Annotated in this window: 11 protein-coding genes; 7 read left to right on the plus strand and 4 right to left on the minus strand. The window is 36.3% G+C overall.

What is annotated here, in order from left to right; all coding sequences use genetic code 11:
* Positions 1-430: 430 nt before the first annotated feature.
* From AC4G3L_RS07705 to glpX, 4 genes are all read left to right on the plus strand, one after another.
* Complete coding sequence (locus tag AC4G3L_RS07705; RefSeq protein ID WP_491076378.1) at positions 431-1,282, plus strand: GRP family sugar transporter; 852 nt, start codon at positions 431-433, stop codon at positions 1,280-1,282.
* Between the two features lie 21 nt (positions 1,283-1,303).
* Positions 1,304-2,089, plus strand: a complete 786-nt coding sequence (locus tag AC4G3L_RS07710) for a glucose 1-dehydrogenase (protein WP_491076379.1) — start codon at positions 1,304-1,306, stop codon at positions 2,087-2,089.
* Positions 2,090-2,209: 120 nt separating this feature from the next.
* Positions 2,210-3,652: a 4-hydroxyphenylacetate 3-monooxygenase, oxygenase component gene (gene hpaB, locus AC4G3L_RS07715; RefSeq protein ID WP_491076380.1), complete on the plus strand. Its 1,443-nt coding sequence runs from the start codon at positions 2,210-2,212 to the stop codon at positions 3,650-3,652.
* Between the two features lie 184 nt (positions 3,653-3,836).
* Positions 3,837-4,811 carry a class II fructose-bisphosphatase gene (glpX, locus tag AC4G3L_RS07720; protein ID WP_491076381.1) on the plus strand — a complete coding sequence of 325 codons (975 nt, stop codon included), beginning with the start codon at positions 3,837-3,839 and terminating at the stop codon, positions 4,809-4,811.
* A gap of 131 nt (positions 4,812-4,942) precedes the next feature.
* Here the strand turns inward: glpX and AC4G3L_RS07725 are convergent, their stop codons facing one another.
* The 4 genes from AC4G3L_RS07725 to AC4G3L_RS07740 form a co-directional block, all read right to left on the minus strand.
* Positions 4,943-5,320: a GtrA family protein gene (locus tag AC4G3L_RS07725; RefSeq protein WP_491077165.1), complete on the minus strand. Its 378-nt coding sequence runs from the start codon at positions 5,318-5,320 to the stop codon at positions 4,943-4,945.
* Positions 5,321-5,513: 193 nt separating this feature from the next.
* Positions 5,514-6,116 (minus strand): hypothetical protein, encoded by a 603-nt coding sequence (locus AC4G3L_RS07730; RefSeq protein ID WP_491076382.1) that lies wholly within the window; start codon positions 6,114-6,116, stop codon positions 5,514-5,516.
* A 389-nt stretch (positions 6,117-6,505) separates the two neighbouring features.
* Positions 6,506-7,294, minus strand: a complete 789-nt coding sequence (locus tag AC4G3L_RS07735) for a TIGR00266 family protein (RefSeq protein ID WP_491076383.1) — start codon at positions 7,292-7,294, stop codon at positions 6,506-6,508.
* A gap of 80 nt (positions 7,295-7,374) precedes the next feature.
* Positions 7,375-9,522, minus strand: coding sequence for an MMPL family transporter (locus tag AC4G3L_RS07740; protein ID WP_491076384.1), 2,148 nt, complete (start codon positions 9,520-9,522; stop codon positions 7,375-7,377).
* A gap of 258 nt (positions 9,523-9,780) precedes the next feature.
* On the opposite strand from AC4G3L_RS07740, the gene AC4G3L_RS07745 reads away from it, so the two are divergent.
* From AC4G3L_RS07745 to AC4G3L_RS07755, 3 genes are all read left to right on the plus strand, one after another.
* Positions 9,781-10,281: a YusW family protein gene (locus tag AC4G3L_RS07745; protein ID WP_491076385.1), complete on the plus strand. Its 501-nt coding sequence runs from the start codon at positions 9,781-9,783 to the stop codon at positions 10,279-10,281.
* A gap of 513 nt (positions 10,282-10,794) precedes the next feature.
* Entirely contained in the window at positions 10,795-11,733 is a 939-nt protein-coding gene (locus AC4G3L_RS07750) for a magnesium transporter CorA family protein (protein ID WP_491076386.1), read from the plus strand.
* A gap of 158 nt (positions 11,734-11,891) precedes the next feature.
* On the plus strand, positions 11,892-12,785 hold the full coding sequence (locus tag AC4G3L_RS07755) for a cation diffusion facilitator family transporter (protein ID WP_491077166.1): 894 nt from the start codon (positions 11,892-11,894) through the stop codon (positions 12,783-12,785).
* Positions 12,786-12,801: the final 16 nt, after the last annotated feature.

Here is a 12,801-nt window from a genome sequence, read left to right on the forward strand (position 1 = left end):
CTATTTCCCATTATGTAATTTTATACCATTCCAATAATATTGCAATATTAATTTTGAAAATAATGAATATTCAAATTCTGTAATGATTTATATTTTAAAAAAGAAGATTACCTCGGCTTTTTTTGATGGCTGAACGAATTCCACGGATTAAAGCTAATAATAATCATTCCCGTTACTAAAACTAAATTTACTACTTTCTATTTAAAACTAAATTTCTTCTTGAAATAAAAATAACTCATGACAAAGCAATTGATTTCGAGATTTAACAAAAGATTATTTAGATTTTCTAAAGTTTTTTACTATATAGCAGCGTTTAGCAGTAAGCGAGTAATTTGCAAAATCAGCTTAACGTTTTCTGATAGATAAATAGGGGTATTTTATATCAATACATAAGTAAAAAGATACTTTAAGGGTAGAAAGTGGGATAAATATGTCAGGAATTTTGTTAGCGTTAATAGCTGCAGTATGTTGGGGCAGTTTAGTATTAATTAGTGTGAAACTTGGTGGTAACCCATATAGTCAAACATTGGGGATTACAATGGGAGCATTTTTCTTTGCTATTATTATGCTGTTTTTCTCTGATCCAGAGTTTAATAGAACGGTTTGGATTGTCGGTATAATCTCAGGTGGATTGTGGGCAATCGGACAAACAGGTCAGTTTATAAGCGTCAAGTATATAGGTGTTTCTAAAACAGTCCCAATATCAACGGGTATGCAATTAATCGGTACTTCTCTATTTGGGTTTATAGTTTTTAATGAATGGAGTACAAAGACTCAAATTACCATTGGAATAGTCGCTCTTTGCTGTTTAATTGCTGGCGTGGTTCTTAATTCAGTTGGTAATGATAGCGATGAAGAAGGAAGCCAGTTTAAAAAAGGCATGATTACGTTGATATTATCGTCTTTAGGATATATAGGCTATGTTGTCATAATAAGATGGTATGAAATTGATGGGTGGTCAGCTATACTTCCACAGGCAACAGGGATGCTATCTGTCGGTCTTTTAATATCATTTTGGAAGCGTGCATTTAATAAGTATTCGATTCGTAATATGCTATCTGGCCTTGTTTGGGCTACAGGTAATATTGCGCTTCTCCTTTCAGTGCCAAAAATCGGTGTAGCTACGAGTTATTCATTATCTCAAACAGGTATCGTAATCTCTACTCTTGGCGGGATATTCTTATTAGGAGAGAAAAAAAGTAAGAAAAGAATAATCATGGTAATTGCGGGATGTTTCCTTGTTATTGCCGGAGGAGTTTTATTAGGATATACGAAAAAATAATAGTTGAGAGGAGAAACAACAATGTATAAAGATTTAGAAGGTAAGGTTGTCGTTATAACGGGAGCAAGTAAAGGGCTTGGAAAAGCTATGGCTATCCGTTTTGGGGAAGAAAAAGCGAAAGTAGTTGTTAATTATCGATCGACTAAAAAGGATTTAGATGAAATCGTTCGAAAGATTAAAGAATGTGGTGGGGATGCAATTACTGTTCAAGCGGATATTTCGAAAGAAGAGGATGTTAAGAGATTAATAAAAGAAACCGTGGAGGCGTTTGGCACGCTTGATGTCATGATTAATAATGCCGGGATGGAAAATGAAGTACCTTCACATGAATTAAGCTTGGAAGACTGGAATAAAGTTATTTCTACTAATCTTACTGGGTGTTTTTTAGGAAGCAGAGAAGCTATCAAGTATATGATTGACCATCAAATAAAAGGTTCTGTCATTAATATGTCATCTGTTCATGAGCAGATTCCGTGGCCTCATTTTGTTCACTATGCAGCTAGTAAGGGCGGAGTGAAATTGATGAGTGAAACTCTTGCTTTAGAATATGCACCAAAAGGAATTCGCGTAAATAATATTTGTCCGGGAGCCATCAATACACCAATTAATGAAGAAAAATTCAATGATCCAAAAGCAAAGCAGCAAGTCCTTGAACTCATTCCTATGGGATATATCGGTAAGCCTGAAGAAGTTGCGGCTTGTGCAGTATGGCTTGCATCGAAGGAGGCAAGCTATGTAACAGGATTAAGTTTATTTGTGGATGGTGGAATGACACAATATCCAGGTTTCCAGGCAGGTAAAGGGTAACGCACCTTATACATTTGAAATGAAAAGCAAGCCCTTTGGATATTTTATAGACAATTGAACATATATTGGATAGGTATGTTCATAGTCTAGTGTATCTGATTAAATAAGGGTGGTTGTGATATGCCGGTACGATCTGGATCAGAATACATTAAAAAAATAGATGATCTTCATGCTGTGATATGGATAGATGGAAAAAAAGTGAATGGAAAAATTTCTGAACATCAAGCTTTTAAAGGAGTCATGAAGAGTCAGGCTGGGTTATATGATTTACAGTTAAAGGAATCCAATAAGGATATCATGACATTTCGCTCACCTGTTACTGGTAATCTGGTTGGAACTTCTTTCTTGGAACCAAAAACCAAAGAGGATTTAGAAAAAAGAAGATTAATGACACAAATATGGGCTAAATCGAATGGTGGATTTTTGGGAAGATCACCTGATTATATGAATACGGTGATGATGGCCTTTACATCTGCAGCGACTATTTTTTCAGAGCAGGATGAACGTTTCACCAAAAACATGCTTACGATATTTGAGAATGCACGCGAGCAGGATTTAACATTCACTCATACATTTATCAATCCACAAGTAAATCGCTCATCTTATTACATTGAAAATTTCACACAGACGATATCAGCACAGACTACAGGAATAAAAGATGATGGGATTGTTATAAATGGTGCCAGGCTTTTAGCTACACAGGGTGGAATTACGGATGAAATACTTGTCTTTCCTGCAAATGGCGCCGGACATAATAAAGACTTGGCCTATGGGTTTTCTATACCAAGCAACACGCCAGGATTGAAATTTATAGGCAGAGAACCGTTTAGCTATCGGGATTCGGCTTATGATCATCCGCTTGGTTCCCGATTTGATGAAGTAGACTCAATTGTTGTGTTTGATGAGGTGCTGGTTCCTTGGGAGAGAGTACTGTTTTATGAGAATCCTAACATAGCTGAAAAAATTTATCTGGAAAGTAGCTGGCATCTACTGGCAGTCCATCAGGTTACAAGTAGAAGAATCATCAAGTTGGAAATGATTATGGGGGTTGCCCAAAAGATGATCGACTCCATACAGGTGGGGGAGTATCAGCATATACATGAAAAAATCAGTGAAATATATGTAGGCTTGGAATCTTTAAAGGCTTTGCTCTTGGCATCAGAGTTGAATGCTAAAGTAGATAAGTGGGGAACAGTGGTACCCGATGCGAATCCGTTGCAGGCAGCCATTTTATTATTTGCTCGTTTGTATCCAAGATGTATAGAAATCCTGCAATTAATCGGAGCAAGTGGGCTTATGGCCATTCCAACAGAAGCGGATTTTTCGTCAGAAGTTGGAGCGGATCTTGATCTATATTTACAGGGAGCAATTGTTGGAGCTGAAGAAAAAGTGAAGATTTTTCGGTTGGCATGGGATATGTCCATGAGTGCCTTTGGAACGAGGCAATCTCTTTATGAGAGATTTTTCTTTGGAGATGCAGTAAGATTGGCTTCAGGACTTTATATGGGTTACCCAAAAGAAAATTATATTAAATTAGTTGATCAATTCTTAAGTGAATATTAAGTGATAGGACAGTTATCTGTAAAGATAGCTGTCTTTATTATTGTATGCAGAAAATGGTGTTCCTTCACAATCAGATCCATTCCTGTTCGCAATAGTATTACCAAAATTATGAACTTGTTTATTGGCATAGATGGATTCTAAAATGGATAGGTGTAAATATACTATTAAACGAGGGAAGTTGATTATGGTATTCACCAAGTATACGAGTAAGAAACACACCGTACAGCAAATTGCGGAAGAGTTACTGCATGTTACACAACAGGCAGCCATTGCTTCATATCCCTGGATAGGAAAAGGAAATAAAATCGAAGCGGATGGTGCAGGGACAAAGGCGATGAGGCACCATTTGAACACAATTGATATGTGTGGAAGAGTCGTAATTGGTGAAGGTGAAATGGATGAAGCACCGATGCTTTATATAAATGAAATGCTTGGAAGCGGCATTGGCCCGGCAATTGATATTGCGGTTGACCCAGTGGAAGGGACCACTTTAATGTCTAAAGGGAAAAATCATTCAATGGCTGTGCTGGCTGCTGCGAAAAGTGGAAGTCTGCTTCATGCTCCTGATATGTATATGAAAAAGATGGCTGTTGGGCCAGGTGCAAAAGGGTGTATTGATCTGAATGCCTCCTTAAAAGATAATATGAGGTCAGTTGCGAAAGCACTGGGGAAAGACGTAAAAGAACTAACCATTATGATTCAGGACCGTGACCGGCATAATACATTAATGGCAGAAGTTCTCGAAATTGGTGCGAAGTTGAAGTTATTCTCTGATGTAGATATTACAGGTGCTATAGCAACCGGAATCGATGGAATGGAGATTGATATGCTTGTAGGTACAGGTGGAGCTCCAGAGGGTGTCATCACGGCGACAGCACTAAAATGTCTCGGTGGGGATTTCCAAGGACAGCTAGTACCGATGAATCAAGTAGAATATGATCGCTGCATAAAGATGGGAATTGAAAATCCAACCCAAATTTTTGAGTTGGATGAAATTGTCCGCACAGATGATTGCCTTTTCTCTGCAACGGCCATTACCGATGGGATGTTTTTGAATGGAGTAAAGAAATTAGCGAGTGGAAAAATGAGTACCCACTCCTTATTACTGGTAGGCGCTGATACAAGAAATATAAAATTCATCCATACGCAACATCAGTAAAAGCTTCTGAGAATAGAATCCTATAAAAGCGGTGTATTTGCTTTTATAGGATTATTTTATTTAAAATGCCAAAAAAGAATTGTAATGATGCTTTAAAATCCAAGTCATTATTCAGGATAATACAAATCGATTTAATCCTTGGCAAGAATCATTTTTGATATGACAAAGGTAAATGGAATTGCAGTGATTGTAGCAATTACCGGAGCAATATTCTCATGTATAGAAAGTAACTGAACCAGAATATAAATGGCAAGGGTTGACACTGTAATATTCACGGCATAGGTTAACGGGAATTTTAGAAATTTTTTTAAAGTTGGTTTTGTCTGATATGTAAAAAAGGAATTCAGGTAAAAGGAGCCAATCATACTAATAAAGAAACCAAATAAATGGGCATATAGATAGTCCATCTGAACAGCCTCTTTAAATATTAAATACAAGATATAATAGTTAATCGTATTAACGATTCCAACTATATTGAATTTCCAAAATTCCTTCTCAAGTAAAATCATCAATATTAACCAGCCTTCTCTACTTTTTTCCTGCCCTATTATTATACTCGATTCGAGGGGTAGGTTAAAAATTCCATTTTAAGAGTACTGGAAACAACTGACCATTCAAAACTGAATTCAAGGCGACGAGACAATTTAATCATCTCGATAAAAATCCAAGTAGACTGTAATGACGATATTTAGTCTGGCTTATTTAATTGTTAAATAGATGGAATTCCTTCCACCAATCCATCCCAATGTCCCGATAAAAATTTAATTTCGTTAAGTTATAGGCATTTGGCTGATTCAGCAAATATTTTTGATATTCATCTGCTTGCTTCTTTTGTTCCTCTGTAATGGTGCGATGGTTATCAAGTAATACATGGCCGAGTTGATGCAATAAATGGGAATGAACGGTTTTCATCGCATCTTCAGGTGTGTGTTTAGAGGCGTAATGCAATGATTTAAGATAATGGCTTGCTGATTTTTCATAATCACTTAGTAAGTACTCCATCTTTCCAAGAGCTTCATGCACATGCATTTTATCCATATCTGTTTTAGCCAGTGATAAGGCAGATTTAAATGTTTCTCTGGCTTTTTGCAGATTATTTACTTCTATATATTGGTCAGCCAAAAGAATTGTTGCAGGGAATAGCATCTTACTTACCCTCTTCGGCATTTTATCTGTGACTGATTGTAAGGCGGCTTCTAAAAGTTGGATGATTGTTTCCGTATCAGTATTTTCATCAGCATCAAGTGCTTTGAAAAGAAGTTCTTCAGTGGGATTGGTAGGACGAAACTTATTCAAGATACTCATAACTCATCACCTTTTCAGAAAATTTATTATATTAATATAATTATAACACATTAAACTTCTAAATGTATCAGTGACAGGGACAGGAAGGGTAATCATAAAGAATAAGGAATAAATGGACATCACCACTTCACCCCTTACTATAGGTAAACTAGTTTATTTTGGAACAAGGAAAGGCTGGAGCACGGTTGTAATTTTACTTCCTAAATGTGTACTTTAAAGACTAAGGACAGAAGAAAGGGAGATTGTTTAAAGGGCAATTGTAATTCTCGAAGTAAGTAATCCATTAATTATTCCTCTAATTTAAATTACCATATTATTCAAAATAAATAAAAAATAATTACAAAAAGCCCAATAGAAAAATTCTATTGGGCTCCTATACTGCTATTTCTTTATTTCCCATTAAACATATCAAAAAGTCCTTTTGCCATACTTCCTTCATCGCTTGATCCGCCTCTTGAAGGCATAGCAGAAAATACTCTGCTTGCAAGGCGACTGAAGGGAAGTGATTGCACCCAAACTGTTCCTGGACCTTGCAGTGTGGCAAAGAATAAGCCTTCCCCGCCAAATAAGGCAGTTTTAATTCCTTTGGCAAATTCAATATCGTAATCGACATCTCTAGTCATGGCAACGATACAGCCAGTATCCACCCGTATTTTTTCTCCTGGAGCCAATACTTTTTGATGAAGAGTACCTCCTGCATGCACGAAAGCCAGGCCATCACCCTCAAGTTTTTGCATGATAAAGCCTTCCCCGCCAAAAAAGCCAGCCCCTATTTTTTTCTGAAACTCGATACCTACTGATACACCTTTGGCAGCTGCCAAAAAGGAATCCTTTTGGCAAATTACTTTTCCATCCAATTCACTTAAATCCAAAGGCACAATCTTTCCAGGATAGGGAGCTGCAAATGATACATGTTTTTTCTCAGTTCCTTCATTCGTAAAAGTTGTCATGAATAAATTTTCACCAGTCAGAACTCTTTTTCCAGCACTGAATAATTTGCCCATCATTCCTGATTGAGAAGAAGAACCGTCTCCAAAAATGGTTTCCATTTGAATTTGGTCATCCATCATCATTAAGCTGCCAGCTTCAGCTACTACAGTTTCTTTCGGATCCAGTTCCACTTCTACAAATTGCATATCGTCGCCATAAATTTTGTAATCAATTTCATGGTTGTTCATTGTGGGACACCTCCAAATTGGTAAATCCTTTCAGTTAAATTTTAATGTATAGTGGGCAAGGGTGCGAGTCTGATGTTTATTTAATCAATGCTTTTTTTTGTTTTTTTCTGTCCAGGGAACCACCAATTCCATTTACCCAGCAGTTTCATGAGCGAAGGAACAAGGACCATACGAACGAGAGTGGCATCAATAAAGATAGCCAACGCTACGCCGACCCCAATTTGTTTGACCGGTACAATATCTGTGAAGGCAAAGGCGCCAGTAACGGCAATCATAATGGCAGCAGCCGAGGTAATAATTTTGCTTGTTGATGTTAAACCTTCAAGGGTTGCTTTATCGTTATCTCCAGTTTTTAAATATATTTCCTGGATACGCGAGATTAAAAAGACTTCATAATCCATACTTAATCCAAAAACAATCGCAAACGTTAAAATCGGAATCATCAGGGCAATTGGATTAGGATCAACTCCTAAATTCCCATATTGGAACATCCATACAATGATCCCAAATGCAGCCCCAAGGGATAAGATATTCATCAGAATGGCTTTAAACGGTATGAGTACGGACCTGAATGCGATTAATAAAATGAAGTAGGTAGCCACAATAGTCAGTAATAAACCCTTAGGAACCTGCTCCAGTATTTCATCGAAAATTTCCTGTGTAAATTTAGCCTGACCGCCAATCGTATGAGTCAGCTCTGGATGAATGTCACGATTCTCTGCCTCTCGAACCCAATCCTTAGCTTCGGCAGTTTTGTATGCAGCATCAAGTTTGACGGTTATATGGGTAGTATCTTCGTTCACTAATTTTTCGAGAACTGGAGCCAATTTTTCACTAGCCTCTTCAGATTGTAAGGTTTGATATAACTCATCTGCTGATTTTGTATTTGTATAAGTAAAAATTGAATCAACCTCATCGACAAGTTCATCTTCCTTTAGTTTATTTATAAAGGTTTCTATATTCTCAAGGGATTCCTTTGATAATATGTCCTCTTGATTTTTTGCTTCCATAACAATCGGTACATTCGACTGATCACTTGGAAGGAAAGAGTCTTCGAATTTCTCATAGGCAATTCTTGTTTGACTGTCAGATGGTAATGATTCAGCATCTGGTATTTCTAAATCGATATTACGAATAGGCGTTGCGACAACAATTAAAATGAGTAAGGCAGTCAAGGCTGTAATTACTGGGCGCTTCATTACAAAGTTTGCGAATTTCCTCCATTTACTGTCAGAGTTCGCTTTTGTTTTTAGAATCATAGCTTTGTTGATGTTTTTGCCGATAATTCCTAATAGAGCTGGAAGGAAGGTGAGGGCTGAAATCACGGAAATGAAAACAGCTGCGATACCGCCGACTGCGATACTGCGGAATATATCAATATCAATGAAAAACATTCCGGAAAGCCCGAGAACTACGCATGTTCCCGAAAAAGCAATTGCTTTGCCAGCGGTTCTATTTGTAATGCTTACCGCTTTCCTAACTTCATGATGTTCAATTTCTTCTCTGAATCGATGGATATAAAGAAGCGCAAAATCGATGCTGACAGCTAGCCCAATCATGGGAACGACATTCAGAACAAATACAGAGAGATTCACACTAGTCCCTATAAAATAGATGATTCCCATAGAAGAGACAACTGCAACAATTCCAGTCATAAGCGGGATGGAGGCAGCGACGAGCCCTCCAAAAGCCAGTAACAATACAACCATGGCAACCGGAATTCCAATCATCTCAGCATTTTTTAAATCATTCTGAGAAGCCTTGTTCATATCCTCTTCAATAACATGAGTGCCTGTCAAAGAAATCAAAACATCCTGATCACTTATTTTCTGTTTTAGAGCTTTAATATAATCTTTCGGTTCATGTTTGTCTTCATCAAAAGAGATAGAGGCATAGGCTATCTCCTTTTTATATTGTGATTTATTCTCTAAAGGTGACTCAATTGAGCTTATCCCGTCAATTTCATTTACATCATTTAATACAGTATTAATTTTTTGTTTAAAATCTTTTTCTTTCAGATTCTCCTTATTCTCAAATAAGATAATATAGGGAGAAGCTGATTGGTCAAATTTTTCTTCTAATAATTCGTTCGTTTTAGCATAGGAGGACTGTTCCATCTCAAAACCGCTGCCTTGAAGAATTCCGGGCATTTTAAGAGCAAAGAACCCCAGTGCCAGAGTGAAAATAATCCAAATCGACAAGATTATTTTACGATATGTATACAACATTCTATAAACCTCCTTGTTTAGTTCTGATATCTGCCATAATCCTATATACCCCAAGGACAAAGGTCTTACCCTCACTTTAGTTTCCAATATACAGAAATTAATCTCATTCTATTTTACCTAATGGGTAGGGTGGATTAACTTGTATCAAGGATGGAAGTACTATCTTTCATGAAAAAGAAAAGAAGAGGTGTATTTTTTGTTGAAATGGGGGATTACTAAAATAAATGCTACATAAATACAACTTAGGAGGAAATCAAGATGAAGAAATTATCACTTATCCTTTGTATGTGTGTACTCATGATCTTTGCAGCTGGTTGCAATAATGATGATGGCGGGCAAACAAATAAACAAACAAATGACAATCAATCAACAGAAAACAATAAGAATGATACAGCAACAGATAATAACACAGGTACTAATAATTCTGGCACGAAAGAATCAGATTACTCTTTTAGAGAATTCGATATCGAAGTGAAATATGACAATAATAAAGAATATGAAGCTAGCTACGAAAATGATAACGAAGGGGTAGAAGCTTCGATTGAAGATGATCTCAATAACGAGAGAGTAAAAGGCAATGATGCCGTTGATCGCTTAGACCCAATATTTAAAAAGTTAGATATTGATGCTAATACATCACAAGATGATGTTCTGTCCAAAGTTATTTCAGCGTTTGAATTAGATAATAATTATCAGGTGATTGATGTGGATATTACATTTAATGACGGGACGGAAAAAGAGTATAGAAATAACAAATAGTTGAACAGAGCATCCCTCAGGTATGATAAAGGGGATGCTTTGTTTTTTTTCACAACTAGATCAACAAATAGGTGCTCCCATCCTATTATATCTTTAAATAATGTTATGAAAATAATAAGGAAGGGTAGGGAAAAAGGAATGAAGAATGGAAATCTACCTTTTTATAAAAAGATTGGAGGAAGAGTTTCACTAAAAAATGTTGAAAGATGAACAGTGAAGGATCATCTAATATAAATGCTCACGATTGATAAAGAAGTATAGCAAGACTCCTGTGTTCTTCTTTTTTCATGAATCATTAAATTCCCATTGCACAGCTTTGAATGTTAGGTATAAGATGTAAGAGGCATAACTATCCGCAAAGGAGTTGAGATTATTGAGTAACTACGATTCGGGTGACCCAGACACGAGCTTGCCTGAGGAAACCAACAGTACTTTTTATAATAGGTGGGGAAAGATAATCGTCATTCCTTTAAAAAGAGTTGTTGCTTCCTCATAATGAGAGGAGGTTAAATTATGTTAGAATATTATATTTCAGATACAACTAGTAAATTACAAAAGATAGATGAATTAAAAAAAGGATGCTGGGTAAACATGGTTGCCCCCAGCGAAAGTGAAATTAAGTTAATTTCGGATCGTTTGGATATACCTGAAGATTTTATTAAAGACCCGCTGGATGATGAAGAACGTTCGCGGCTTGAAAGAGAAGACAATCATATATTAATTATTGTGGACTTTCCCTATATTACGTATGATGATGGAGGATTTCCACTTTATGAAACTCTTCCAATTGGTCTGATTGTAACCGATGAGTGTTTTATCACTATCTCGCTTATTGAGAATCCAATTATTACTGACTTCATTAATAAAAAAATGAAGGGATTCTATACGTATAAAAAAACACGGTTTGCTCTACAAATTTTATTTCATATTTCCAGCTATTATTTAAGATACTTGAAACAAATTAACCGTAAAACGGACGATATTGAAAAAGAATTGCATCAGTCCATGAAAAATGAAGAGTTATATGCATTCCTTTCGTTAGAAAAAAGTTTGGTGTATTTCACCACGTCCTTAAAATCAAATAAAATTGTTTTGCAAAAGCTTTTGCGATTAAATCATTTAAAAATGTATGAAGAAGACAAGGATCTTTTAGAAGATGTTATTATTGAAAACACCCAGGCGATTGAGATGGCAGAAACATATCACTCTATTTTAACAAGTATGATGAATACATTTGCTTCCGTTATTTCAAATAACCTGAACATAGTGATGAAGTTTTTAACTTCCATAACAATTATTCTGTCATTCCCTACTATAGTAGCCAGTATATATGGAATGAATGTTAATTTACCTTTTCAAAATAACCCTTATGCGTTTATAGGTGTGATTTGTGTTGCCTTACTATTATCGTCAATCACAACCATTATTTTTTGGAAAAAGAGATACTTTTAAAGATAGCAAAAGCTATCTCTTTTTTTTGGGGCAAGCTAAATATGTTGAGTGTCTTTCATGAAAAAGATAAAATATTATTTTGCGTATGGTATTGCTAACTTTTTTTACACTTTTCATAGAAGGTTTTCTATATAAGTGTAATAAGTATGGGGTGAATTATTTTGGAACTTAGAGAGTCGATGGCAAAAAGGGTTGCCTGGATTAGTATTTGGAGCAATATAATTCTGACTTTTGGGAAGATCGCAATTGGGATAGTTGCAAGCAGTGATGCGTTATTTGCAGATGGGATTCACTCGGCAGCTGATGTTTTTGCGGCGGTTATCGTATTATTGGTACTAAAAGTTTCAAATAAACCGGCTGATACGGAGCATCCATATGGACATGGTAAAGCTGAGGTAATCGTTTCCGGAGTTATTGGAATCTTGTTATTATTAGTATCAGTATATATTGTGTACGAAGGTATAGCAGGGTTTTTCCATCCTGTTGAAACGCCAAGTATGATTGCCTTCTGGGTTGCTTTATTTTCATATGTTGCGAAAGAATGTTTATTCCGATATTCAATGAATGTTGGCAAACGGGTAAACAGTAAAGCCATCGAAGCAGTGGCTTACGATCACCAGGCAGACATTGTTGCTTCTCTGGCTGCTGCAATCGGGATATTAGTATCATATCTTGGCGATAAACTAGGAATTCTCTTTCTCATGTATGGAGATAAAGTGGCAAGTATATTTGTTGCCTTTCTAATATTCAAGATTGCAAAAGAAATGTTAACAGAAGCTTTTCACATCTTGATTGAACGCAATGTACAACCGGAAATGATGAAGGAATTCGAATCCGTCATCCTTAGTTTTAAGGAAGTCAGACGGATTGATCGCATTAGGGCACGGGAGCATGGCCATTACATCATGATGGATATTCGTATCTCAATCGACCAGGATAAAACGATTAAGGAAGGTCATGATCTTTCCAGGGAGATAAAGTACGCTCTGATGAAAAAATTCGATCATGTAGAAGAAGTTCTCATACATTTAAATCCATACTTCCCTGAATAGAAGAAGGCCAGTTTAC

This window comes from Bacillus sp. z33 (assembly GCF_058313615.1).